Origin of the sequence: Cytobacillus sp. FSL R5-0377 (genome assembly GCF_038004385.1) — a bacterium.
GTDB lineage: Bacteria > Bacillota > Bacilli > Bacillales > Cytobacillaceae > Cytobacillus.
This window is the reverse complement of sequence record NZ_JBBORA010000001.1, coordinates 1,306,926-1,330,557: the sequence shown is the minus strand read 5'-3', so window position 1 is coordinate 1,330,557 and position 23,632 is coordinate 1,306,926. Positions and strand designations below refer to the sequence as shown.

Here is a 23,632-nt window from a genome sequence, read left to right as displayed (position 1 = left end):
GATTGCTCTTCGGTGTTTTTTGTAAGGGAACTTTTCTGTCTGCAACTTTAGTCGCAGGCTGCTTCCTCCTAAATGCCAAGGAAGTATGGGAAAAGAAGTTATATAATAAAAGTATATATATGACAAGGTCCAAGGAGGAACCGGGTGTTGGGGAAAAGAAGACAATCTGAAATCGTAATATTAAAGGAAATAGCAGAACTGTTGAATGAAGGAACTGAAATAGATTCGCTTCTTAGAGAGGTGCTCCAAAAATTGCTGGACGTTACAGGTCTCGAAACGGGATGGGTATTTCTGATCGATAGCCATGGGGAGTTCCGCCTGGCAGCGGAGGAGAAACTGCCCCCTGCCCTTTCGGAGGATAACTGCAGGCCGATGTGCCAGGGAGATTGCTGGTGCATTGACCGTTATAATGACGGCAGACTGAATAAAGCTTCTAATATAATCGAATGTAAAAGAATAGAAGATGCAATTGCCGGACACAGAAAAGATACCAACGGGCTAACCCATCATGCCTCCGTACCGCTGAGAGCAGGGGAGGAAAAGTTTGGAGTTCTTAATATTGGATCTCCTGCTAAAACTCATTTTTCACAGGAAGAATTGGCTTTGCTGGAATCAGTTGCTTTCCAAATCGGAACTGCCATAAAACGAATCAAGCTCACACAGCTGGAACAGGAGACGGCACTTGCTGCGGAAAGAAACAGACTTGCAAGGGATCTGCATGATTCAGTCAACCAGCTTTTATTCTCTTTAAGCTTAACGGCGAGAGGAGGAGCGGAAATGACTGATAACCCGGAAATGAAAGAAACCTTTTCCTACATGCAGGATCTTGCGCAGGAAGCTTTAAGCGAGATGAGAGCGCTTATCTGGCAGCTCAAACCGCGCGGCCTTGAAAATGGGATTATCTGTGCTATGCAGACATACAGTCAAATGCTTGGTCTGAAGCTAAATTCAAAAGTAAACGGTGTAATCTGCCTTCCGGGAAAAGTCGAAGAAACACTTTGGAGAATTGGCCAGGAAGCCCTGGCTAATTGTAAAAAACATTCTGGGGAATCAGCAGCAGATGTCGTGCTGAGAGTGAATGAAAAAACAGTTACAATGGTGATTTCCGATTGCGGCAGAGGATTTCATTATCGTGAAAACGATCTCCCTTCTCTCGGCCTCAAAAGCATGAAGAAAAGAACGGAAGCACTAAATGGTTTATTCAAATTAATAACAAAGCCAAACAAAGGAACAAATATTGAAATTATCATTCCTTTGGAAAAGGGGGGGAATTAAATGGCCATCAAGGTTTTAATAGCGGATGACCATCACGTTGTAAGAAGGGGACTTGTATTTTTTCTCAAAACGCAGCCAGAAATCGAAATTATCGGAGAAGTAAAAAACGGCCTTGAAGCTGTTGAGATGCTGCAAAAAATTCAGCCTGATGTTATTTTAATGGATTTGGATATGCCTGTAATGAATGGAATTGAAGCGACACGGCAAATTAAACTGAATTATCCTGATGTGAAAATCTTGATACTCACAAGCTTTTCAGATCAGGATCATGTAATACCCGCAATTGAGGCTGGCGCATCAGGATATCAGCTGAAGGATATTGAGCCGGATATCCTTGTTCAGGCAATTGTCCAGCTGATGAAAGGGGAGAATCAGCTTCATCCAAAAGCCACTTCTCACCTTCTCACACATTTAACGAATAAGAACAGTACAGAAAGACAGCCGCTTGAAGAGCTTACAAAGAGAGAGCTCGAGGTTCTGAGGGAGATTGCAAAAGGGAAAAGCAATAAAGAAATTGCTTCATCCCTGTTTATCACAGAAAAAACAGTCAAAACTCATGTTTCCAACCTGCTTTCCAAATTAGAGCTCTCAGACAGGACACAGGCAGCACTTTATGCAGTGCGCCATGGCATTGCTGAGTCAGATTAAAAAACTCATCCAAAAGTCTGAGGGAACATTTACTGAAATAGTACTAAATCCAGTTTAATAAAATTCAGCCATCCTGACGATGTGTAAAGGCACATGTTTCTATATACTAAAGAATATAGGAACATAAAGGAGAGTTAAAAATGAAACTTACAATTATTAATGGAAGTCCGCGAGCGAAGGGACGGACGGGTATAGCCTCCCGTTATATTGCAGAAAAATATAATGCTGAACTGATCGACTTAAGCCTTGGAGAAATTCCTTTATATAATGGAACTGAAGATCAATATGGGCTGCCAGCCATAAAGAAATTGCGACAGCAGATTGCAGACTCTGATGGAGTCATCCTTGCTTCCCCTGAGTATCACAGTGCCATGAGCGGAGCGTTAAAGAATGCGCTGGATTTTCTGGGCAGTGAGCAATTTGCCCATAAGCCAGTCGGCCTGCTGGTTGTAGCAGGAGGCGGAAAAGGCGGCATTAATGCGCTGAATAATTTAAGAATTGCCGGCAGGGGCGTATATGCCAATGTTATACCTAAACAGCTTGTTTTGGACCCGCACTGTTTTGATTATGAAAATGATGGCCTTTTTGAGGAACCGGCCAAACTGGTAGACGGTTTAATGAATGAACTACAGGTATATATGAAATCATATAATCAAATTAAGCAGGACTTAAAACAGTAAAAAACAAAAACACGGATTAAAAAATCCGTGTTTTATTATTGGTGGAATTCCTTTTTTAGGTTAGTTCATAAAATACAGTGTTTGGCAGCTGTTTTTCCGATAATTCGTTGGCGTGGTCAATATATCGCAGCAGTGAGTATAAATGTTTCTCAATGACAGAATAATCTTTTTCGAAATTGTAGGCATGAAGAAAATGTTCAATTTTCTTGGAAAGAAACTGATCTTCTGTTCTGACCATCAGGATCAGCAGGTTATCCCATTCAGACCTGTGTGTATAATATAACGCACGGTCATAATCCACTTTATTCATTTGTCCTCTCCTCCTCTTTCAGGAGTTGATTATAGTTTATGATGAAGCGGCATTTTATTTCACAGTAAATCTTGGACTTGTTGATTTATAAGGGTTTTCATCATTTTCCTGTATATATTGGCAGCATTCATTTATAAGGCAATTCCATACATAAAATTCTGGCCTGGGTCAAAAATATAATTAACGACATATGTTTTGGAGGCAAAAATGAAAAAGTTTTTATCCATGTTAATGCTGACTTGCTTATTAGCTGGGGGAGGCTCATTGGCAGGAGCTGTCCAGCAGCCGGATTATGAAAAATATGGGAGAATCGCTATCGCAGTTGTAAAAGAAGACTATCCTGGGGAAGAAGTAGTGGATTATCAATATGGAGGAAGAAAGAAAATTTCTGAAACAGATGTAACAGACACCTTCACTTTTACCGTAAAAGAGAATGGGAAGCCTGTGACCGTGCTAGTTAATGTCACACATAACCTTAAGGATAACAAAGCGGTTAGTCTTTCAGTAGAGAGAAAAGAACAGTAAGCTCCTTCGGGGGCTTTTTTCATTGTCTCCATCTTCAAAATAATGATTAAAACGTATCTTTCTGATAACCTTGAATTAAGAATCAAACTGACAATTATGGGGAGTGAGTTTTTTGAGGGAATCAATTCTTGTTGCAGAGGACGAAGCTAAAATCGCCAGGCTTCTGGAAATTGAACTTGAATTCGAAGGCTATCAAGTAACTAAGGCAATGGATGGTATTCAGGCAATGGAGTTATATCGGACTGGAAGCTGGGACTTGATTATTCTGGATATCATGCTTCCAGGATTTAGCGGAATTGAAATTCTGCGGAGAATTCGCTCCAAGGATAAACAGACTCCTATTTTGCTGCTGACGGCCAAAAGTTCAGTGGAAGATAAAGTATCAGGTTTGGATCTGGGAGCGAATGACTACATAACAAAACCTTTTCAGATTGAGGAACTGCTTGCAAGGATTCGGGCGGCCCTAAGGGTTAAATCAGCAGCTGCAGAAGAAACTCCTTCTATTGAATGCCTTGAAATGTCAGATTTAAAGCTCAATGAAAAAACAAGGGAAGTCAGCCGGGGAGATCAGTTCATTGAACTGACGCCCAGAGAATTTGATTTACTGGTGTATTTAATGACAAATAAAAAGCAGGTACTAACTAGGGAACAGATATTGGAGGCTGTCTGGGGATATGATTTTGTGGGAGACACAAATGTTGTTGATGTCTATATCAGGTATTTGCGCAGGAAAATAGACTTGCCTGAGATGCCCCCTCTTATTCACACCATCCGCGGAGTAGGATATGTTTTAAAGGAGACAAGATGAATCTTAGGAAGAAAATTTATTTATATACAACTGTTCTCTTTGCAGTAATGCTGCTTATTATGAACTTCACTGTGTATGCTGTTTTCAGCAAGTTAATATATGAAAATGAGCAGGCTTCCATTTCAAATGAAATGGCTAACATGACAAAGATTGCCCAAAGATCAATCGGAAAGGTTCCGGAAAGAGAACTGCTCAGGGCCTTTGTTCCTTCAAATGGAATGGTAAGACTTGTTCATCCGGATAAAAAGGCAGTAACTTCCACATCCCCGGATGAAAAGGAGCTCAGTAAAATCCCTGCAGAGTATTTCACCAGAGAAGTGATAAAAACAATGGAACTAGATAAGAGGGTCTATATGTTTGCATCTGCACCTGTAATATTGCCGGATGGTGAAATAGGAAGTTTTCAACTGACCAGAAGCATGGAAAGTGCGGAAGGAATATTAAAGACTCTCCGCTTCGTGCTTGGAATTGTAACGGTCGTGGCAATGATTCCGGTTTTAATTTCCAGTGCGTTCCTCAGCAAGTTTATTACAAAGCCTGTAGCGACAATGACAGCCACGATGAAAGAGATTAAAAACAGCGGTCAATTCAAGCGGATTGAAATGGAGGGGGAATCCCAGGATGAGCTTCATCAAATGGGAGAAACCTTCAACCATATGATAGATCTTCTTGAATCCAACTATGAAAAGCAAAAACTTTTTATATCAAATGCTTCCCATGAATTAAAAACTCCTTTAACAGTTATAGAAAGTTATTCAAGCCTGCTTAAGAGAAGAGGGCTGCAAGAACCTGATTTATTTAATGAATCCATTGAAGCCATTCACTCAGAGGCGTTAAGAATGAAGGAGATGACAGAACAGCTTCTTTTGCTTGCACAACACGATAACCACTGGATGATTGACTTGAAAATGATGGATATTAACAGGTTTTTATCCCAAGTAGTCAGGACATATGGAGATGCTTTTAAAAGGACTGTCCATTTGGAATCTGCTTTGCCTGAAAATACATCTATTCAATCTGATGAAAATAAATTGAAGCAGCTTCTGTTTATATTTCTGGATAATGCCAGGAAATACAGTGAAGAGGCCATAAAGGTTACAGCTGGAAAAGAGGAACATAATGTTTATATCCGGATTGAAGATCGAGGCATGGGTATACCTGTGAAAGATCTGCCAAGAGTATTTGACCGTTTTTACCGTGTTGATGAGGCCAGAAATAGAAAAACAGGGGGATCAGGGCTGGGACTGTCCCTTGCCAAAGAAATAGCAGATGCACTGGGAGTTGAAATCAGGCTAGAAAGTACTGAAGGAGCAGGAACTACAGCATCAATAAAAATCAAAGTGACATAACCATTCTCATCTTTTTCTCATTTTATTATTAGATAATGGGGAAATAAGAAAAATGGGAGGTGTAAAAATGAAGAAAAAACTTGTAATTGCAGGTTTTGTGCTTCTGCTGGCTGCGATCCTTGTATTTGCAGCAATACAATTTACAAATGTCTCTGCATCTGAATCAATTACTGAAGGGGAAGCCAGGGAACTAATAAAAGACCGATATCAGGGAGAAATACAGAATCTGAAAAAAGTGAACAGCAATTATATGATTGAAATGAAAAAAGGCGAAGCATTATATGAAATAATGCTGAGTGAAAACGGAGGAGATATTCTTTCGTTTGAAAAAAAGGAGCAGGATTCAATTGGCAAACAGAAGCAGCTTGATGAAGAAAAAATAAAGAAAATTATTCGGGCAGAAGAACCTGGTGAAGTACTATCTATGAAAAAAGTGACTCATAAAGAAAAGTCAGCATTTGAGGCAATAGTTCAGAAAGATGAAGACAAGATTAAGATTACGGTTGATGCTCAGACTGGAGAAGTTGTATCCCGTTATACCGAGGAAGTAAAGAGCCCTGTCAAAAATCTAACCGAGGAGGAAGCTATTCAAATTGCTTTGAAAAGTGAACCTGGGGAAGTGGATGATATCAGTTTTGAGGAATCAGAAAGAGGGTCTTACTATCTTGTAGAGATAGAAAAAGATGATGGCAGGGAGGCTGCTGTCGAAATTCATGCTATTACGGGAGAAGTGTTATCGGTTTCCTGGGATGATTAATCTTTTCTCATCAAATTTTAATTTTCTTATCCTTTTTCTCTCATTTTCACCGGTTATATTGAAAATGTAGAAAAGAAAAGGAGGAAAAATAACATGAACAAAAAATTTGCAGTTATTTCAATGGCAGGAGCTATATTACTGGGTGGAGCTGTTGCAGCAGGAGCTGCTGATACGAACGGAAAAGAAGCTGTACAGGATTTGATTTCTATTGAAGAGGCGAAGAAGATTGCTTTATCAGAAGCAGAGGGAAAAGTAGAGAGCATTGAGCTGGAAAGAGAAAAAGGCAAGCAGGTTTATGAAATTGATGTGGACAACGGAAAAGAAGATTTCGATATTAAAATTAACGCATTAGACGGTGAAGTCATTTCAGTTAAAAAAGAGCAAGATGATGATGATCAATCTGAAAAAGAGATAAATGCAGAAAATATAATCTCTGAACAAAAGGCTGTTGAAATAGCTGAACAAGAAGTTAATGGAACGATGAAGGAAATTGAATTAGATGAAGACGATGGACAAATCCTTTATGAAGTTGAACTGAAAACAAATAAAGGCGAAGCAGATGTTGATATAGATGCTGAATCCGGAAAAGTTTTAAAAGTCGAACTGGATGACTAATACCAAATAGAAAGCGGGGCGGATTGCTCCGCTTTTTGCTGTAATTTGTTACAAGCTTATGAAGAGACTACTCATCAATCCCCTTTTTGGTTCATAGATTATGGTAAGGACTAAAAGGGGGAGTGGCAATGCGGGAAGAAGAAAATAAATCATTGGAATATGCCATTCAGGAAATTACTGAAATTGCAAATGGATTTGGCTTGGATTATTACCCGATGAGGTATGAGATTTGCCCAGCCGAAATCATCTATACATTCGGCGCTTATGGCATGCCGACCCGGTTTTCGCATTGGAGCTTTGGAAAACAATTTCATAAAATGAAGCTGCACTATGATTTAGGATTATCAAAAATATATGAGCTTGTCATCAACTCAGATCCCTGCTACGCGTTTCTTCTGGATTCCAATTCACTCATCCAAAACAAATTAATCGTGGCGCATGTTTTAGCTCATTGTGATTTCTTCAAAAATAATGTCCGTTTTCAAAACACAAAAAGGGACATGGTAGAGAGCATGGCTGCCACTGCTGAAAGAATAAGGCGATATGAAATTGAGTTTGGGAAGAAGGAAGTGGAAACTTTCCTTGATGCAGTCCTGGCAATCGAGGAACATATTGATCCATCTCTTATGAGACCGAAGCTTGCGTGGAGTACGGAAGATGAGTATGAAAGCAGCGGGGATACAGTGGTTTCCAGTCCTTATGATGATTTATGGGATTTGGATGAAAGAAATAAGAAGCATGAACCAAAGAAGAAGAAAAAGAAATTCCCTCCTAAACCCGAAAAGGATTTACTGCTGTTTATTGAAAGCTACAGCAGGGAGCTAACCGACTGGCAGCGGGATATATTGACGATGATGCGGGAAGAAATGCTCTATTTTTGGCCGCAGCTGGAAACCAAAATTATGAACGAAGGCTGGGCATCGTATTGGCACCAGCGTATTTTGAGGGAAATGGATTTGACTTCAGCTGAAGCATTAGAATTTGCAAAATTGAATGCTGGTGTCGTGCAGCCATCCAGAACCGGAATTAATCCATATTATCTGGGTCTGAAAATTTTTGAAGATATTGAAGAAAGGTATAACAACCCTACAGAGGAAATGAAGAGGCGTGGTGTGGTACCAAATTCAGGCAGGGAGAAAATGTTCGAAGTTCGTGAAATTGAGTCAGATATATCCTTTTTAAGAAATTATTTAACAAAAGACCTTGTCATGAGAGAAGATATGTACCTGTTCCAGAAAAAGGGCAAGGATTATAAAATTGTGGATAAACAATGGGAGAATGTGCGCGATCAGCTTGTCAGCATGCGTGTAAATGGAGGATTCCCTTATTTAACGGTTAATGACGGCGATTATATGAAGAACGGAGAGCTTTACCTTAAGCACTGGTTTGAAGGAGTTGAGCTTGATCTTAAATATCTTGAAAAAGTACTCCCATACGTATACCAGCTGTGGGGAAGAGGAGTCCACATGGAAACCATTGTTGAAGGCAAAAATATGCTATTCACTTACGATGGAAAGAGCATCCACAGGAAGTATTTGTAAAAATAAAAGACGGACCACATATATTGTGGTTCGTCTTTTTGGTGTGGGGCTCCGAACAGGCTCTAAAATAATGGGCAGAATAAAACTAAATACTTTCCTTCCCAGGGAGTATTGCAGTACGATTAAGTGTACAGGCTGGGGTATATAGAAAAGTAAATGACCCATTTCTGATTTAACATATGAGAGGATGATGATCTTGAAAATTACAGATTCAGCTCGGGATCTATTGAAACAGGTTCTTCAAGAGAAGAATACTGGCGGAATTAGGGTTTATTTTGCAGGCTTTGGCTGAGGAGGCCCGCAAATTGGACTGGCTCTGGATGAGCCGGAATCAGACGATATAACCGAAACAATAAATGAAATCCAGGTGGCAATCGACCCTGAAATCAAGGAGCACACAGAAAGTATGGTCCTGGACTTTGATCAGGAAAATGAAAGAATAGTCTTGTTAGGCAATGAAAGTGACTGCTGCTAATGCCAATAAAAAACACCCTCTTGGGTGTTTTTTTATTTAATCCTAAAGTTGGAGTTCGAACATGGTGAAGGTTCAGACGCAGAAAGCGGAAAACCTGGAGTCAGAGTCCGAACTTGGATCAGGTTCAGACACAAAAAGGGGAAAACCTGGAGTCAGAGTCCGAACTTAGATCAGGTTCAGACACAAAAAGGGGAAAACCTGGAGTCAGAGTCCGAACTTGGATCAGGTTCAGACACAAAAAGGGGAAATGCTGGAGTCAGAGTCCGAACTTGGATCAGGTTCAGACACAAAAAGGGGAAATGCTGGAGTCAGAGTCCGAACTTGGATCAGGTTCAGACACAAAAAGGGGAAATGCTGGAGTCAGAGTCCGAACTTGGATCAGGTTCAGACACAAAAAGGGGAAATGCTGGAGTCAGAGTCCGAACTTGGATCAGGTCCAGACACAAAAAGGGGAAATGCTGGAGTCAGAGCCCGAACTTGGATCAACTTCAGACAGAAAAAGCAGAAAACCCGGATTTAGAGTCCGAACTAGAGCAGGCTCAGATAAAATCGGAGTCAGGGTTCGAGCTCGCTGCAACATCGGATATAAAAGCTTAAGGTATTGACAATATACCTAATGGGGTATATTGTTTAAGTTGTAAATCGAATAATTTACACAAAGGCTATATTTAAACCTTGCTTCTGCTTAGTTTCTCAATTTGTTAAGGCATTATCCTGGCAGTAGGATTATATCATTACATGCTGGGAGGTATGATGAACTGGAAGAGCCACTAGATTTTTGTTCTGCAACCGGCCAAGAAAATTAAGTTGACAGAAAGACAAATACACTCTAATATATACCCTATTGGGTATAAGGGTCACCCATAATTTTTTACTATAAATATACCCGGTATGGTAAAAAGGAGGATGAAAAATTGGAAAAGAAAAAAACAACAATTGTTTTATTCAGCGGAGATTATGACAAAGTGATGGCAGCTTATATCATCGCTAACGGTGCAGCTGCTTACGATCATGAGGTAACCATCTTTCACACTTTCTGGGGATTAAACGCTCTTAGAAAAGATGAACCGATTCAAGTCAAAAAAACATTCATGGAAAAAATGTTTGGCAAAATGATGCCAAGAGGCCCGGAAAAAATGGGCTTATCGAAAATGAATATGGCTGGAATGGGTCCTATGATGATAAAAGATATTATGAAAAAGCACAATACAATGCCAGTAAGCGACCTTATTGCAATGGCAAAAGTACAGGAAGTTAAGCTTGTAGCCTGCCAAATGACTGTTGATCTGCTTGGATTTAAGCACGATGAAATAATAGATGGTGTGGAATATGCAGGAGTAGCGGCTTATCTTGCAGATGCAGAAGACGGAAATGTTAACTTATTTATCTAAAGTCGTAAGGAGGAATTTCAAATGGATACTTTAAAGACAAATTCTTCAGTAGATGCAAAGGGGTTTGCCTGCCCAATGCCGATTGTAAAAACAAAAAAAGCAATTAATCATCTGAATCCTGGGGAGGTACTTGAGGTACTTGCAACAGATAAAGGTTCAAAAGCAGATATTCAGGCATGGGCAAAAAGCTCGGGACACCAATATCTTGGCACAATGGAAGATGGCGAAGTGCTTAAACACTATATACGAAAAGCAGGTGAAAATGAAGAGTGCGAAGCTTCAGCTTTTGAGCCTGTTGCCTCTAACGATGATCTTTTAAAAGAGATGGATTCCAATAATGATATCGTTATTCTCGATGTCAGGGAATCTGCTGAATATGCATTCGGCCATATTCCCAATGCTATTTCGATACCCTTCGGAGAATTGGAGGAGAGAATTAGTGAGCTCGACCCAAATGCAAAGATTTTTGTTGTATGCCGGACAGGTAGCCGAAGTGATATGGCATCCCAGGTATTAGCAGAAAAGGGCTTCTCAAACGTAATGAATGTTGTCCCGGGAATGTCTGAATGGAATGGTCCAAAAGAAACGAAGCTTAACTAAAAATTTTTATACAAAAATATACATTAGGGGGTATATAAACGATGAAAGCAATGACTGCTAAAGAAGTAACGAAAAAGGTTATTCATAATGAAGAACTATTTATACTTGATGTACGGAATGAAAACGACTTTAAGGATTGGAAGATTGAAGGCAAAAATTTCGAATACTTGAATGTTCCATACTTCGAACTTCTGGATGGAGTAGAACCTATTCTTGATAAAATTCCGGCTGATAAAGAGCTTTTAGTAGTGTGTGCAAAAGAAGGTTCTTCTGTAATGGTCGCAGAAATGCTTGAAGAAGCAGGACGCGATGCTTCATACCTTGCAGGCGGGATGAAATCATGGAGTGAATACCTCGAGCCGATTAAAGCTGGTGATCTGAAGGATGGCGGAGAAATATATCAATTCGTCCGCATCGGGAAAGGCTGCCTGTCCTACATGGTGATTTCAGATGGTGAAGCTGCAATTGTCGATGCAACAAGAATGACAGATGAATTTACTGAATTTGCTGCTGAAAAGAATGCAGTGATCAAGCATGTCTTTGATACTCATCTGCATGCAGATCATATTTCCGGCGGACGCAAAATAGCCGAAAAAACGGGTGCTTCCTACTGGCTTCCTCCTAAGGATGCAGAAGAAGTAACATTTGAATACAGCCGTCTTGAAGATGGAAACGAAGTCATGATCGGTTCTGTTAAAATCAGTATACGAGCTATTTACTCACCAGGCCACACGATTGGTTCGACATCATTTGTAGTGGACGATCGATACCTTCTTTCAGGTGATATTCTATTTATCGATTCAATCGGACGTCCGGACCTCGCCGGCAAGGCCAGTGATTGGGCTGGAGATTTAAGAGAAACACTTTATAAGCGCTATAAAGACCTATCGGACGAATTAGTTGTTTTGCCTGCACACTTCATGATTATTGAAGAATTAAATGAAGATGGCAGTGTATCCGAAAAACTTGGGACATTATTTGCAAGAAATCACGGGCTAAACATTGAAGACGAAGAGGAGTTCAGAAATTTAGTTTCTGAGAATCTTCCTCCTCAGCCAAATGCATATCAGGAAATCCGCGAAACAAATATGGGGAAAATCAGTCCGGATGAAGAAAAACAGCGTGAAATGGAAATCGGTCCAAATCGCTGTGCAGTAAGATAATCGGTTAGCAGAAATAATTAAAAATGGGAGGAATGGAACATGAACACAGCGAAAGTACTGGATGCGAAAGGGTTAGCTTGTCCGATGCCCATCGTCAAAACGAAGAAAGCAATAGGTGAAATCGAAACAGGGCAGGTGCTTGAGGTTCATACAACAGACAAAGGAGCAGTCAAAGATTTGGCTGCCTGGACAGAATCAACAGGACATGAGCTTTTAAAACATGAGGCTGATAATGAAGTGTTAAAGTTCTGGATAAAAAAAGGCTAATCCATTGAATAGATAAAAGGGGGTCTCCGCTCCCTTTTATTGCTTATAAGGAGGAGATAGCCACATGGATTTTACTTATTTGATTGTTATTTTTTTAATAGGTTTTATAGGGTCTTATATTTCCGGTATGGTAGGAATTGGCGGCTCAATCATAAAATACCCTATGCTTTTATACATTCCGCCATTATTTGGATTAGCAGCATTTTCTGCCCATGAAGTGTCCGGTATCAGTGCAATACAGGTGTTTTTTGCAACTATCGGAGGTGTATGGGCTTACAGGAAAGGCGGATATCTGAATAAAACACTTATTATTTATATGGGTTCAGCTGTACTGGCCGGAAGCCTAATCGGCAGCTACGGTTCGAGGTTTATGACTGAAGGCGGCATTAATTTTGTATATGGTGTTTTAGCTTTAATTGCTGCAATCATGATGTTTGTGCCTAAAAAGGGTTTGGATGACATACCTTTGGACAGGGTAAAGTTCAATAAATGGCTTGCAGCATTTTTTGCTATGATTGTCGGCATCGGGGCTGGTATCGTTGGTGCAGCAGGGGCGTTTTTACTGGTTCCCATTATGCTGGTTGTATTAAAGATTCCTACAAGGATGACGATTGCGACGTCACTTGCAATCACATTTATTTCATCGATTGGATCTGCAGCAGGTAAATTAGCAACCGGACAGGTAGACTATGTTCCGGCAGCCATTATGATTATTGCCAGCATAATTGCTTCTCCATTAGGAGCTGCTGCAGGAAAAGAAGTAAATACAAAAATTCTCCAAGTAATTCTGGCTGTACTAATCTTGGCCACATCCATTAAGATCTGGATAAATATATTATAATTCTCGGGAGGGGACAGCGGGTGCTGTTCCCTTTAACGCTTAACCTTTGGTTAAGCGGCAGCAATAATCTTGTGGGTCACTTAAGAGAGCAGATCAGAGACGATCACTTATCATCACAATCTATAATATAATCAGTTATCTTTTGAATTTGATTTGACTGGCGCATTCATCTTTTTTATGAACTGACTTAATGAATGGCTTTCTTTTTAAATCTCCCGCCCCTAACTTCCGCAATATCAGAAACTGCTAAAAAAGCACTGGGATCTATTTCTTCAACGATGGCTTTTAACTTTGCCTCTTCCAGTCTGGTGATAACACAAAAGATTACTTTTTTATCGTCCCCTGTATATGCACCTTCCCCATTTAAGTAGGTAACTCCTCTGCCCAGCCGGGCCAGAATCGCTTCGCCGATTACCTTATGCTTGTCGCTGATGATCCAGGCCGATTTTGATTCATCCAGCCCGCTGATAACAACATCAATCGTTTTAAAAGCTATGAAATAAGCAAGGATTGAATACATTGCCCGGTTCCAGCCGAAAACAAAGCCTGCCGTAGCAAAAATAAAAATATTGAAAAACATAATAATTTCGCCGACAGAGAACGGAAGTTTTTTATTTACCAGAATGGCCAAGATTTCAGTTCCATCTAAGGATCCCCCATACCGGATTACCATGCCGACCCCAACACCAAGAACCATGCCGCCAAATACAGTTGCTAACAGCAAGTCCTCTGTAAAAACAGGGACATCGTGCAAAAGGAGGGTAGTTGCTGATAATACGGCAATTCCTAGCAGCGTAGACAAAGCAAAGGTTTTCCCTATCTGTTTGTACCCTATGTAAAAAAATGGAATATTAAGGATGAAAATAAACCAGCCAAGTTTCCAGCCGGACAGGTGAGAGAGGATAATGGAGATGCCTACTATTCCGCCATCCAGTATTTTATTGGGCACAAGGAATTCCTCGATTCCCACGCCCATAAGTATGGCTCCAACTATGATGAAGAAAATCCTTTTTGCAAGCTTTCCTTTAGTTAATCCTTTATGTACATTTGCTTCAACAGCAGTTTCGAGTGAAACGTTCATAAATGACCCCCATTTTTTTATGATATCAGGCACCTTTATAAGCTATTAACATAATATGATAGCTTGTGCCTTTTTAGCTCAAAATAATATTCGGCAGAATGATAAGTGCTATATCTTATTATACCATTTCTTAATCAGATAAGTGATTCCGAAGTTAAATAACAAGCTTAGTAGTGTACTTCTATGCTTTTTTATGAACCTGATTGAATATTTTATGAAAATACGATTAGTTCAAACCTCTACGGGGAAATAAACACATACAAGCAATTAGCTGAATAAGGGAGGGGTAATTAGATGCAGAAGGTTATTCAATTTGGCAAGAAGCTCGGAAAGGAATTTAAGAATGATCGGGCAACCGGGCTTGCAGCTGAACAAGCGTATTATTATATGCTCTCCATTTTTCCTTTATTGATCCTGCTTATCTCCATCGTTCCATATCTATCACTGGATCCTCAAAAAGCATTATCCTATCTGCAGAGTGTAATGCCGTCTGATTCGTTTAGTATAATTGAGGAAAATGTAATTGATATCATTACAAAGCCGAACGGCGGACTTCTTACTTTTGGTATTATAGGTACATTATGGTCCGCTTCTAATGGAATGCAGGCTTTCATAAGGGCCATGAATGATGCGTTTGATGTAGAAGAATCGAGATCATTTATAAAATCAAGACTGGTTTCCATAGGTTTAACACTTGGACTGCTGGCAGCATTCATAGTAGCCATGGTTCTTCCCGTTTTCGGAAAAGTAATCTTGAATTTTATTGGAAACTTTATAAATATATCTGATGGGATGCAAATTCTGATCAATGTATTGAGATGGGCAGTTGCTTTTGTGATCATGGTTACAGTTCTGGCGATTCTTTATAAGGTCGCACCGAATAAACATTTTCCGTTCAAACAGGTATTGCCGGGTGCAATAGCCGCCACGGTAATGTGGCAGCTCATATCCTTTGGCTTATCCTATTATGTAAGCAATTTTGGAAATTATTCGGCCACATATGGAAGTCTTGGCGGAGTTATTGTATTAATGCTTTGGTTCTTTTTAACCGGTCTTGCACTTGTTATTGGCGGAGAAATAAGTGCACTCTACCACAGAAATAATACATTCAAGCCGGGCAGCGGGAAGAAGGACAATAATAAAGAAAACTCCAAAGTACAATCTGATGGAGAAGCGTATCGTACACTTTCAATTAAATAGGACAAAATAAAACGAGGGCTCAGCCCTCGTTTTATTTGATTTGATGGATAAAAGGAATTTTAATGTTCCACCACTTTTTTATTTTCTTCGGTGTTTCTTTTACAGCAGACACTGTATTATTAAATGTTTGTTTCTTATAATTGATATCCCTTTGGATTTCTTTCTGGGTTGCTGTCAATTCGTCAACCCCGGATTTCAATTGATCAGCTTTCAGCTGCATGACAGTGCTTATTGCTGTCAGTTTCTTAATTGCGGGTTTAGCATCTTTGTATGCTTTAAAAGCATAAATGCCCAGAAAAATCAGGGATGCTGCAATAAGAATCAAGCTTGCATATACAATGAACATTACGACCTGCCTCCTCATGCCGGGTTTTCTTATTATTTACCCACTAAAGCAAAAAATTAACGTTAAATCTTTTTAATCAACTTCAAGATAAAAGGGAATTCTCAGAATAAATTAAAGAATTGACGGCCATAATTGAGTTTGCTAGAATTGGCTTCATTATATCAATATATAATTTTTGTTGGTGCAGGTCACTGCACTTTACATCTTACCTGTATATGTTCAGAGATAGGGTCTGAGCGTTTCTACCGGGCTGCCGTAAATAGCTTGACTACAGGGGATATAGCTTGTTTGGAATTAGCATGCTATTTTCTTCTGTTTTTCTTTATGGCAGCTTCGCATATTGCGGAGCTTTTTTTATTTTCCACTAAAAAAGGAGGGAATGGCATGTCAGCTTTTTTCCGGTTTCATGAAAGAGAAACATCATATAAGCAGGAAACTATGGCAGGTATCACAACGTTTTTATCAATGGCGTATATCTTAATTGTAAATCCAATTATCCTTAGTCAGGCCGGAATGGATAAAGGGGCTGTTTTTACTGCTACAGCGCTCTCGGCGATTATTGGCTCTTTATTAATCGGCCTGCTGTCCAATTATCCGATTGGAATTGCACCAAGTATGGGCCTCAACTCTTTCTTCACTTTTTCAGTATGCATCGGAATGGATATTCCATGGCAAACAGCATTAACCGGTGTATTTATTTCAGGGATCTTATTTGTGATATTAAGTTTATTAAAAATACGCGAAAAAATTATTAACATTATACCGAAGGATTTAAAGCATGCAATTGCAGGCGGCATCGGATTCTTTATTGCTTTCATCGGATTGAAAAATGCAGGCCTTGTTGTAGGAAATGAAGCGACATTTGTTGCGATTGGCAATATTAAATCCCCAGTTACACTGCTTGCTGTATTCTGTTTTATATTAACAATCGTATTAATGGTAAGAGGTATTAAAGGGGCCATTTTTTATGGCATGGTCATTTCAGCTGCTGCCGGAATGTTAATTGGCCTAATTGATAAGCCGGAAAATATCGTGGGGGCCATTCCGAGCCTTGAGCCGACATTTGGGGAGGTTTTTCTGCATATTGATCAAGTTTTTACTCCTGAAATGCTGGCAGTAATATTTACTTTCTTATTTGTTGCCTTTTTTGATACAGCAGGAGCTTTAATTGCGATTGCGAGTCAAGCTGGCCTGATGAAAAATAATGAAATTCCTAATGCCGGCAAAGCGCTTCTGGCAGATTCCAGTGCTACTGTCGTAGGCTCTGTGCTTGGAACTTCTACAACTGCTTCCATGATTGAGTCCAGTTCAGGGATTGCGGCTGGAGGAAGAACAGGTTTTACTTCAGTGATTATCTCTGCATGCTTCGCGGTTGCACTATTCTTTTCTCCTTTGCTCAGTGTGATTACGGCTGAAGTAACATCGCCTGCACTGATTATTGTAGGAGCACTAATGGCCATGGAGGTAAAACATATTAATTGGAGTAAGTTGGAAATAGCTATCCCTGCTTTCGTGACCATTTTAATGATGCCTCTGACCTTCAGTGTAGCAACAGGGATTGCACTCGGTTTTATTTTATACCCAATTACTATGCTGGCACTTAAAAGGCCAAAAGAAATCCATCCGATCATGTATGGACTATGTATTGCATTTATGGGGTATTTTGTTTATCTTGCATAAAAGGAATAGGGCTGCCTGTATACTCAGGCAGCCCTTTTTTGACTTCACTTTGCTGTTGGTTTATTTAATTTCTTCATATGTTTGATTGTATTCATTTGGTCTAAATTAAAAAGGGAATACTAAAATAATTGAACAATAAGCCAAAGTCATACATAATATATATGAGCATATATTCATATAAAGGGGTGTATAAAATGGGACACAGTCATGGGCACGGACATTCACATGGTCACCATCACACTGGCAATAAAAAGGCTTTGATGTGGGCATTTATTTTAATTGCTGCATTTATGATTGTAGAGGTGATAGGAGGCATATGGACTAACAGCCTTGCGCTTCTGTCGGACGCCGGACATATGCTGAGTGATGCAGCTGCGCTTGGCTTAAGTTTTCTGGCTATCAAAATTGGCGAAAAAAAGGCGACGAACTCAAAAACATTTGGCTATAAACGATTTGAAATTATTGCTGCTTCAATCAATGGAATAACACTGCTCTTAATTTCTCTCTATATTTTCTATGAAGCCTATCACCGCATTCTTGAGCCTCCTGCGGTTCAAAGTATGGGGATGCTGGTAATTTCATCGATCGGGCTTCTCGTCAATATTGCAGCAGCATTCATATTAATGAGCGGGGATAAGGATCACAACTTAAATGTAAGGAGCGCTTTTCTGCATGTTCTTGGTGACCTGCTTGGTTCTGTTGGAGCTATTGCGGCAGCTCTTTTAATTTATTTTTTCGGATGGGGACTTGCTGATCCTATTGCAAGTGTAATCGTAGCAGTTCTTATCCTAATAAGCGGATGGAGAGTGGCAAAGGAGTCTTTCCACATATTAATGGAGGGAACACCTGCCCACCTGGATCCTGAGGAAATTAAAAGTGCGCTCCTCAGACTTACGCATGTCATAGATGTGCACGATCTTCATATTTGGACGATTACTTCCGGGTTTCCTTCTCTTAGCTGCCATCTTGTAATTGAATATGAAGGCGGCCACGATGCAGTCCTTCATGCTGCTCAATCGGTACTGCATGATGAATATGGGATTGAGCATAGCACGATACAAGTGGAAGGAGAAAGAAAGGGCTGTCCCGGCCATAATGAAAGCTGCAATTAATAAGGCCCAAAGGACAGCTTATTCATGAATGCTGGCTATGTTCAATTGCTTGGTTTAATAAACTTATGACATGTTCATCATCATGGCTGTAGAAGAGAGTAGTTCCTTCACGGCGGAATTTTACCAGACGCAGGTTTTTCAAAAAGCGGAGCTGGTGAGAAACCGTAGACTGGAGCAGGGATAAATTTTCGGCAATTTCATTAACAGAGTACTCTCCGTGAAATAATAAGTGAAGAATTCTAAGTCTGGTTGGGTCGGATAGAGCTTTGAAGGTCTGTGAGACCATGAATAAAGTTTCTTCATCCAGGTCATCTGGATACGCCGATTTATTATCTGTCATTTTGTTCACCTCTCTCTTTCATTATAAGATTGTTTTATATAAAACGAAACCGCAGAGATCTCTCTGCGGTTTCAGACCGTAGACAAACCCCAGTTTCATTTTGTGAAACTGGGGTTTTATCATATTTTTCAGTTGGCATACCTCAATAATTAAGCTGGACATGGTCCTCGCCATGTCCAATTTGCCAGTTTCTTAAGGTTCATAGCAGCGAAAGTAAGCATCGCCTGCATTGAAACTTTTTTAAGCCCTCTTAGGGTCGTCCAACGCATGCCATGCTTTTCTTTTGCATCCGCAAAGACACGTTCGATCGTTTCTTTGCGCTTTGCATATAACGTTTTATTCAGTTCGGTATGTCTCAGATGTTCCACTTCATCTATGTAACCCTGCCATAAATGCCGATGAATCATTTTAGTGTGATTTTGGCTTTGAGTACAACGTTCTAAAAGAGGGCATTCTTTACACTTTTGTGGATTTGAAGTGTACTGTTTGTAGCCATCTCTAGTCGTTGTGCGGTAAGGAAGGATTTGTCCTTCAGGACAAATATAGCAATCAAAATGTTCATCATATACGTAGTCGTACTTTTTAAGATATCCGTCTTTTGTTCTCGGACGAGTGTAGGGCATAACGGGTCTAATCTCTTGATCCATAAGGAATTTTGCTATGTGGGGTGTCTTATATCCAGCATCAACTGCGATAGATTCAGGCTTTCCAACTTTATCCCTGACTTGAGTGACGAGTTGGTCTAACATGCGACTATCATGAACATTTCCACCAGTGACAAGAGAACCTAAGATAAACCCACGAGAATCACATGCTGTATGAAATGAATAAGCAAATAATTTCTCCCGTTCATCTTTTACATAATAGCCACTTTCAGGATCTGTTGTACTGACCTTTATTTCTTTTGACTCTTCTTTATTCTGTGGGGGGAAGGGCTTTTTTCCGTGTTCCTCACGGTCGATATTAATTTCTTCATCTAGCTGAGCTTGGTAACTTCTTGTTTCAACACGAGCTATTTTCTTCTCAAACTTCTTTTTATTCGCATTCGCTTTTACATGGGTAGAATCAATAAAAGCAACTGATGGGTCGACCAATCCCTTTGTCATGGCTTCTTTTAAGATACGATAGAAGATTTGTTCAAAAAGGTCCGTATTGTGAAAGCGTCGTGCGTAGTTTTTACCGAAGGTTGAAAAATGAGGAACTTTCTCTGTGAACCCATACCCAATAAACCAACGATAGGCTACGTTGGTCTCAATCTCTTTAATTGTTTGACGCATCGAGCGTATGCCAAATAGATATTGAATGAACACCATTTTAACAAGGACAACAGGGTCAATACTAGGTCTCCCATTGTCTAAGCTATACTTATCTTTTACTAGGTCATAAATGAATTCAAAATTAATAGCTTGTTCGATCTTTCTAACCAGGTGATCTTCAGGCACTAATTGGTCAAGAGCGACCATTTCTATTTGATTTCTTCCATCTTCTACGTGTTTTGATAACATTTGAATCCCCCACAAAAAATCTTTTCAATCTAATTATACAAAAAAAGCTTGTAGACGTGGTCTGCAAAGCAGACTTTGTCTACAAGCTGAAACCGCAGAGATCTCTCTGCGGTTTTAACTTATTATTTTGTCTTTCTGATTTCCTTGTGAATTTCATCAATCAGTTTTTTCATTTCAGCATGAATTTGTTCTTTATCAAGATTTAATTCTGTTTTTATATTTAGCAATGACTTTCCTTGTTCCCTCATCTGGATTATTTCATCCAGATCCTTGTTTGCCGCTTTTGCCACGGCTGCACCTGAAACAAGGAAACGAAGAGGGACTCCTTTGTCAAGATAAGTCTGCAGCACTTGAGGGGATTTTCCGGAATACTCGGAGACCTTTTGCAGAACAGCTTCCTTATGAGTTTCAAGGAACTTTTCCATGTGATGGTGATGATGCTTTTTTATTTTCTCTATATCCACTCCATACTGCTTTGCTGTTTTTTCCCAGGAGGAATTATTTTTTTTGTAAAAGCTTAAAACGTCTTCAACCTTTTTATTTGAAAACTTTGCAATGTGTGCAGCTATAAAGATTTCCTTTTTTGTGAATCCTTGTTCCTGAAGGGATTTCATTAGGGATTCATCAATAATTCTGTGATGGTGCTCATGTTTTTCCTCTTGTGAAGGTGATTTTTCCCTTGGCGCTGTTTCAGCATTAACCGATAAAGCGGCCCCAGCTAAAAAAAGGCAAAATGATATTAGCAGTAGAAATTTTTTATTCATTCTTTATTGCGCTCCTTTCAAAATGATAACTCGTATTTAGCATTTCCCAAGATATTGCTAAACAATAAAAAATTTGGCTGACTTTTTATAGAAAAACACTATGGTCAGAGATATTAATTGTAAAAAAACACTCACTTCGATTACATTAAGAATAAAAGACTGTTCAGGGGCGGTGAAGGCAAAATGAAAATACTTGTTGTGGAAGATAATGAAAGTGTCTGTTCCATGCTGGAAATGTTCTTTATGAAAGAAGGGTATCAGGGTGTATTTGTTCATGATGGCCAGCGGGGGTTTGAGCATTTTAATAAAGAAAAGTGGGATTTGATTATCGTTGATTGGATGCTTCCGGTTATGGATGGTGTGACGCTTTGCCGGAAAATAAGGGAGCTGAGCAAGGTTCCAATTATCATGCTGACGGCTAAAGACAGCGAATCCGATCAGGTTCTGGGCCTTGAAATGGGCGCTGATGATTATGTGACTAAGCCATTCAGCCCGCTGACGCTGATGGCCAGAATTAAAGCTGTCACACGCAGATTTCGGGCTGAATCAGGAACGGATGAACACCACTACGTTGCCAGTGATTATTTTAAAATCAGTAAAGAATCCAGAGAGGCATATTATAATGGGCAGCTTTTAAAAAACTTGACACCAAAGGAATTTGACTTGCTGTATTATCTTGTAAAACATCCGAAGCAGGTTTTTACAAGAGAGCAGCTGCTCGATAGTGTATGGGGTTATCAGTTTTATGGAGATGAAAGAACGGTAGATGTACATATAAAAAGACTCCGGAAAAAAATTGGCACGGACGAGCAGCCATTTATCCATACTGTATGGGGTGTGGGCTATAAATTCGATGAAACGGCAGCGGAAAATGAAGGTTAAGTATTTTTATCAGCTGCTGATTAGTCATGTCAGCATTCTAATATTGGCATTCCTGTTATTAAGCCTTCTCTTCTCCCAGTTTGTGGAGAATTATATTTTTGAAAATAAAGTGGAAGAGCTTGATTCATATGGAGAGCAGATCCTGACAGACATAACAGTCAGGATAGAGGGGGATGAACAATTTTTGACAGAATACAGCCAGCTGCTTGATGCCAGAAATATCAAATATATCCTCTTTGATCATAAAGGGAGGGTCTTATACCCCGAACTTAAATCCGATCCGATGATTCAGCTGACAAAATCTGAGTGGAATGAAATTTCGAAAGGAAATAAAGTAACTGTAAAGCATGATATAGAGCGCTTTGGCCAGGAGGTAACATTGGTTGCCCTTCCATATATGCAGGGGGGCAGCCTTGTTGGCGGAGTCTTGCTTCTGTCTCCTATAACAGGGGCTATGGAGGTTGTCAGCCAATTAAACCGATTTTTATTATATACCATTTTTATTTCACTCTCTGCGACCATTCTCTTAAGTCTTGTTCTCTCCAAAAATCTGATCAAGAGAATAACGGAGCTCAGGAATGCTGCCTCCATGATTTCATCCGGGAACTATGACATTAACATTCCCTACACCTATATGGATGAAATTGGTGAATTGGCTAAAGACTTTAATAATATGGCAGCAAGACTGAGGGAATCTAATGAAGAAATTAAAAGGCTGGAAAATAGAAGAAGGAAATTTATTGCAGATGTCTCGCACGAGCTTCGAACTCCTTTGACCACTATCAGCGGCTTGGCTGAGGGCATTAAGGGAGGTTTGATCCCGGAGGAGGATACAGAAAAAGGGATGATCCTGATAGACAGGGAAGCAAAAAGGCTTATTCGGCTGGTGAATGAAAACTTGGATTATGAAAAGATCCGTTCCAATCAGCTGCAGCTGAATAAAATGGAGATTGATCTCATGGAAGCCTTTGAAATTGTGAAGGAACAGCTGGAAATGCAGGCAGTGGAAAAGGGTAATAAAATTTATTTAGAGGCTGAAGAAGGGACTTCTGTGTATGCGGATTACGACCGGTTAATTCAGATCCTAGTTAATATTGTAAAAAACAGCATTCAATTTACCGAGCAGGGCTCCATATTTTTAAGGGGTAAAGTAGGTCCGGATCAAACATTGATCGTAATAGAAGATACAGGTATAGGCATCGATCCGCAGGAAATTGAGTCGATCTGGCTCCGTTTTTATAAAGCTGATCTATCCCGGACCAATCATTCATTTGGTGAATTTGGCATTGGTCTCTCTATTGTTAAACAGCTTGTTCAGCTGCACAGCGGAGAAATTAATGTCAGCAGTGAAAAAGGGAAAGGGACCAAGTTTACGATTAGATTTCCACGGGAACAAATAGGCTAAAGAAAAGGAACAGCACTCCAGGAGGCTGTTCCTTTGGTTATTTATCGAAGTATAACAGGCAGATACGGTTTC

25 protein-coding genes and 1 riboswitch are annotated in these 23,632 nt (G+C 39.8%); of the genes, 19 read left to right on the top strand and 6 right to left on the bottom strand.

Annotated elements, in window-relative coordinates:
• The first annotated feature begins 144 nt into the window (after nucleotides 1-144).
• The 3 genes from NSQ49_RS06640 (at nucleotide 145) to NSQ49_RS06630 (ending at nucleotide 2,603) form a co-directional block, all read left to right on the top strand.
• On the top strand, nucleotides 145-1,275 hold the full coding sequence (locus NSQ49_RS06640) for a histidine kinase (protein WP_159871656.1): 1,131 nt from the start codon (nucleotides 145-147) through the stop codon (nucleotides 1,273-1,275).
• Nucleotides 1,276-1,923: a response regulator gene (locus NSQ49_RS06635; protein ID WP_251284927.1), complete on the top strand. Its 648-nt coding sequence runs from the start codon at nucleotides 1,276-1,278 to the stop codon at nucleotides 1,921-1,923.
• Between the two features lie 140 nt (nucleotides 1,924-2,063).
• Nucleotides 2,064-2,603, top strand: a complete 540-nt coding sequence (locus tag NSQ49_RS06630; protein ID WP_251284926.1) for an NADPH-dependent FMN reductase — start codon at nucleotides 2,064-2,066, stop codon at nucleotides 2,601-2,603.
• A gap of 55 nt (nucleotides 2,604-2,658) precedes the next feature.
• On the opposite strand, the gene NSQ49_RS06625 is transcribed toward NSQ49_RS06630, so the two are convergent.
• The gene (locus tag NSQ49_RS06625) at nucleotides 2,659-2,913 is read right to left on the bottom strand and encodes a YhdB family protein (protein ID WP_035326734.1); all 255 of its coding nucleotides are present in this window, start codon (nucleotides 2,911-2,913) and stop codon (nucleotides 2,659-2,661) included.
• Between the two features lie 207 nt (nucleotides 2,914-3,120).
• On the opposite strand from NSQ49_RS06625, the gene NSQ49_RS06620 reads away from it, so the two are divergent.
• The 11 genes from NSQ49_RS06620 (at nucleotide 3,121) to NSQ49_RS06570 (ending at nucleotide 13,245) form a co-directional block, all read left to right on the top strand.
• Nucleotides 3,121-3,438: a DUF3889 domain-containing protein gene (locus NSQ49_RS06620; protein WP_251284925.1), complete on the top strand. Its 318-nt coding sequence runs from the start codon at nucleotides 3,121-3,123 to the stop codon at nucleotides 3,436-3,438.
• 112 nt (nucleotides 3,439-3,550) lie between these two features.
• Complete coding sequence (locus NSQ49_RS06615; RefSeq protein WP_159865844.1) at nucleotides 3,551-4,246, top strand: response regulator transcription factor; 696 nt, start codon at nucleotides 3,551-3,553, stop codon at nucleotides 4,244-4,246.
• Nucleotides 4,243-5,595, top strand: a complete 1,353-nt coding sequence (locus NSQ49_RS06610) for a HAMP domain-containing histidine kinase (protein WP_251284924.1) — start codon at nucleotides 4,243-4,245, stop codon at nucleotides 5,593-5,595. The genes NSQ49_RS06615 and NSQ49_RS06610 overlap by 4 nt, the downstream gene beginning before the upstream one ends.
• A gap of 67 nt (nucleotides 5,596-5,662) precedes the next feature.
• Nucleotides 5,663-6,352 carry a PepSY domain-containing protein gene (locus NSQ49_RS06605; protein WP_159865850.1) on the top strand — a complete coding sequence of 230 codons (690 nt, stop codon included), beginning with the start codon at nucleotides 5,663-5,665 and terminating at the stop codon, nucleotides 6,350-6,352.
• Nucleotides 6,353-6,445: 93 nt separating this feature from the next.
• On the top strand, nucleotides 6,446-6,967 hold the full coding sequence (locus tag NSQ49_RS06600) for a PepSY domain-containing protein (RefSeq protein WP_251284922.1): 522 nt from the start codon (nucleotides 6,446-6,448) through the stop codon (nucleotides 6,965-6,967).
• 128 nt (nucleotides 6,968-7,095) lie between these two features.
• Nucleotides 7,096-8,508 carry a SpoVR family protein gene (locus NSQ49_RS06595; protein ID WP_251284921.1) on the top strand — a complete coding sequence of 471 codons (1,413 nt, stop codon included), beginning with the start codon at nucleotides 7,096-7,098 and terminating at the stop codon, nucleotides 8,506-8,508.
• A gap of 1,389 nt (nucleotides 8,509-9,897) precedes the next feature.
• A complete protein-coding gene (locus NSQ49_RS06590) occupies nucleotides 9,898-10,374 on the top strand; it encodes a DsrE/DsrF/DrsH-like family protein (RefSeq protein ID WP_285871371.1) in 477 nt (158 codons plus the stop codon).
• 21 nt (nucleotides 10,375-10,395) lie between these two features.
• Nucleotides 10,396-10,974, top strand: coding sequence for a sulfurtransferase TusA family protein (locus tag NSQ49_RS06585; protein WP_251284920.1), 579 nt, complete (start codon nucleotides 10,396-10,398; stop codon nucleotides 10,972-10,974).
• A gap of 41 nt (nucleotides 10,975-11,015) precedes the next feature.
• Complete coding sequence (locus NSQ49_RS06580; RefSeq protein WP_251284919.1) at nucleotides 11,016-12,137, top strand: MBL fold metallo-hydrolase; 1,122 nt, start codon at nucleotides 11,016-11,018, stop codon at nucleotides 12,135-12,137.
• 39 nt (nucleotides 12,138-12,176) lie between these two features.
• A complete protein-coding gene (locus tag NSQ49_RS06575; protein WP_159865868.1) occupies nucleotides 12,177-12,404 on the top strand; it encodes a sulfurtransferase TusA family protein in 228 nt (75 codons plus the stop codon).
• Between the two features lie 64 nt (nucleotides 12,405-12,468).
• Nucleotides 12,469-13,245, top strand: coding sequence for a sulfite exporter TauE/SafE family protein (locus NSQ49_RS06570; RefSeq protein ID WP_251284918.1), 777 nt, complete (start codon nucleotides 12,469-12,471; stop codon nucleotides 13,243-13,245).
• Nucleotides 13,246-13,432: 187 nt separating this feature from the next.
• Here NSQ49_RS06570 and NSQ49_RS06565 read toward each other — a convergent pair whose 3' ends face one another.
• On the bottom strand, nucleotides 13,433-14,326 hold the full coding sequence (locus NSQ49_RS06565; RefSeq protein WP_159865874.1) for a YitT family protein: 894 nt from the start codon (nucleotides 14,324-14,326) through the stop codon (nucleotides 13,433-13,435).
• A 294-nt stretch (nucleotides 14,327-14,620) separates the two neighbouring features.
• Here NSQ49_RS06565 and NSQ49_RS06560 point away from each other — a divergent pair, with 294 nt between their 5' ends.
• A complete protein-coding gene (locus NSQ49_RS06560; protein ID WP_251284917.1) occupies nucleotides 14,621-15,526 on the top strand; it encodes a YihY/virulence factor BrkB family protein in 906 nt (301 codons plus the stop codon).
• A 31-nt stretch (nucleotides 15,527-15,557) separates the two neighbouring features.
• Here NSQ49_RS06560 and NSQ49_RS06555 read toward each other — a convergent pair whose 3' ends face one another.
• Nucleotides 15,558-15,872 (bottom strand): DUF948 domain-containing protein, encoded by a 315-nt coding sequence (locus NSQ49_RS06555; RefSeq protein WP_159865879.1) that lies wholly within the window; start codon nucleotides 15,870-15,872, stop codon nucleotides 15,558-15,560.
• Nucleotides 15,873-16,061: 189 nt separating this feature from the next.
• A riboswitch (purine riboswitch) is annotated at nucleotides 16,062-16,163 on the top strand.
• Nucleotides 16,164-16,256: 93 nt separating this feature from the next.
• Here NSQ49_RS06555 and NSQ49_RS06550 point away from each other — a divergent pair.
• Both NSQ49_RS06550 and NSQ49_RS06545 read left to right on the top strand, forming a co-directional pair.
• Nucleotides 16,257-17,552: an NCS2 family permease gene (locus NSQ49_RS06550; RefSeq protein WP_251284916.1), complete on the top strand. Its 1,296-nt coding sequence runs from the start codon at nucleotides 16,257-16,259 to the stop codon at nucleotides 17,550-17,552.
• Between the two features lie 194 nt (nucleotides 17,553-17,746).
• Nucleotides 17,747-18,664, top strand: a complete 918-nt coding sequence (locus NSQ49_RS06545; RefSeq protein WP_251284915.1) for a cation diffusion facilitator family transporter — start codon at nucleotides 17,747-17,749, stop codon at nucleotides 18,662-18,664.
• Between the two features lie 22 nt (nucleotides 18,665-18,686).
• Here NSQ49_RS06545 and NSQ49_RS06540 read toward each other — a convergent pair whose 3' ends face one another.
• The 3 genes from NSQ49_RS06540 to NSQ49_RS06530 form a co-directional block, all read right to left on the bottom strand.
• Nucleotides 18,687-19,004, bottom strand: a complete 318-nt coding sequence (locus NSQ49_RS06540) for an ArsR/SmtB family transcription factor (RefSeq protein ID WP_159865888.1) — start codon at nucleotides 19,002-19,004, stop codon at nucleotides 18,687-18,689.
• A 149-nt stretch (nucleotides 19,005-19,153) separates the two neighbouring features.
• Nucleotides 19,154-20,509 carry an IS1182 family transposase gene (locus NSQ49_RS06535; RefSeq protein WP_251285007.1) on the bottom strand — a complete coding sequence of 452 codons (1,356 nt, stop codon included), beginning with the start codon at nucleotides 20,507-20,509 and terminating at the stop codon, nucleotides 19,154-19,156.
• A 122-nt stretch (nucleotides 20,510-20,631) separates the two neighbouring features.
• A complete protein-coding gene (locus NSQ49_RS06530; RefSeq protein WP_251284974.1) occupies nucleotides 20,632-21,273 on the bottom strand; it encodes a hypothetical protein in 642 nt (213 codons plus the stop codon).
• Nucleotides 21,274-21,456: 183 nt separating this feature from the next.
• Here NSQ49_RS06530 and NSQ49_RS06525 point away from each other — a divergent pair, with 183 nt between their 5' ends.
• Together NSQ49_RS06525 and NSQ49_RS06520 are read left to right on the top strand one after the other, a co-directional pair.
• Nucleotides 21,457-22,155 carry a response regulator transcription factor gene (locus NSQ49_RS06525; protein WP_159865894.1) on the top strand — a complete coding sequence of 233 codons (699 nt, stop codon included), beginning with the start codon at nucleotides 21,457-21,459 and terminating at the stop codon, nucleotides 22,153-22,155.
• Nucleotides 22,145-23,560 (top strand): sensor histidine kinase, encoded by a 1,416-nt coding sequence (locus NSQ49_RS06520; RefSeq protein WP_251284973.1) that lies wholly within the window; start codon nucleotides 22,145-22,147, stop codon nucleotides 23,558-23,560. Before NSQ49_RS06525 ends, NSQ49_RS06520 begins: the two co-directional genes overlap by 11 nt.
• The last annotated feature ends 72 nt before the right edge of the window (nucleotides 23,561-23,632 follow it).

Bases quoted from the DNA above. Each gene is read 5' to 3' on its own strand.
- NSQ49_RS06580 (WP_251284919.1), top strand. From the start codon at position 11,016: ATGAAAGCAATGACTGCTAAAGAAGTAACGAAAAAGGTTATTCATAAT.
- NSQ49_RS06610 (WP_251284924.1), top strand. From the start codon at position 4,243: ATGAATCTTAGGAAGAAAATTTATTTATATACAACTGTTCTCTTTGCA.
- NSQ49_RS06570 (WP_251284918.1), top strand. From the start codon at position 12,469: ATGGATTTTACTTATTTGATTGTTATTTTTTTAATAGGTTTTATAGGG.
- NSQ49_RS06540 (WP_159865888.1), bottom strand. From the start codon at position 19,004: ATGACAGATAATAAATCGGCGTATCCAGATGACCTGGATGAAGAAACT.
- NSQ49_RS06635 (WP_251284927.1), top strand. From the start codon at position 1,276: ATGGCCATCAAGGTTTTAATAGCGGATGACCATCACGTTGTAAGAAGG.
- NSQ49_RS06530 (WP_251284974.1), bottom strand. From the start codon at position 21,273: ATGAATAAAAAATTTCTACTGCTAATATCATTTTGCCTTTTTTTAGCT.
- NSQ49_RS06605 (WP_159865850.1), top strand. From the start codon at position 5,663: ATGAAGAAAAAACTTGTAATTGCAGGTTTTGTGCTTCTGCTGGCTGCG.
- NSQ49_RS06600 (WP_251284922.1), top strand. From the start codon at position 6,446: ATGAACAAAAAATTTGCAGTTATTTCAATGGCAGGAGCTATATTACTG.
- NSQ49_RS06535 (WP_251285007.1), bottom strand. From the start codon at position 20,509: ATGTTATCAAAACACGTAGAAGATGGAAGAAATCAAATAGAAATGGTC.
- NSQ49_RS06565 (WP_159865874.1), bottom strand. From the start codon at position 14,326: ATGAACGTTTCACTCGAAACTGCTGTTGAAGCAAATGTACATAAAGGA.
- NSQ49_RS06585 (WP_251284920.1), top strand. From the start codon at position 10,396: ATGGATACTTTAAAGACAAATTCTTCAGTAGATGCAAAGGGGTTTGCC.
- NSQ49_RS06555 (WP_159865879.1), bottom strand. From the start codon at position 15,872: ATGTTCATTGTATATGCAAGCTTGATTCTTATTGCAGCATCCCTGATT.
- NSQ49_RS06560 (WP_251284917.1), top strand. From the start codon at position 14,621: ATGCAGAAGGTTATTCAATTTGGCAAGAAGCTCGGAAAGGAATTTAAG.
- NSQ49_RS06595 (WP_251284921.1), top strand. From the start codon at position 7,096: ATGCGGGAAGAAGAAAATAAATCATTGGAATATGCCATTCAGGAAATT.
- NSQ49_RS06520 (WP_251284973.1), top strand. From the start codon at position 22,145: ATGAAGGTTAAGTATTTTTATCAGCTGCTGATTAGTCATGTCAGCATT.
- NSQ49_RS06620 (WP_251284925.1), top strand. From the start codon at position 3,121: ATGAAAAAGTTTTTATCCATGTTAATGCTGACTTGCTTATTAGCTGGG.
- NSQ49_RS06550 (WP_251284916.1), top strand. From the start codon at position 16,257: ATGTCAGCTTTTTTCCGGTTTCATGAAAGAGAAACATCATATAAGCAG.
- NSQ49_RS06575 (WP_159865868.1), top strand. From the start codon at position 12,177: ATGAACACAGCGAAAGTACTGGATGCGAAAGGGTTAGCTTGTCCGATG.
- NSQ49_RS06525 (WP_159865894.1), top strand. From the start codon at position 21,457: ATGAAAATACTTGTTGTGGAAGATAATGAAAGTGTCTGTTCCATGCTG.
- NSQ49_RS06630 (WP_251284926.1), top strand. From the start codon at position 2,064: ATGAAACTTACAATTATTAATGGAAGTCCGCGAGCGAAGGGACGGACG.
- NSQ49_RS06545 (WP_251284915.1), top strand. From the start codon at position 17,747: ATGGGACACAGTCATGGGCACGGACATTCACATGGTCACCATCACACT.
- NSQ49_RS06625 (WP_035326734.1), bottom strand. From the start codon at position 2,913: ATGAATAAAGTGGATTATGACCGTGCGTTATATTATACACACAGGTCT.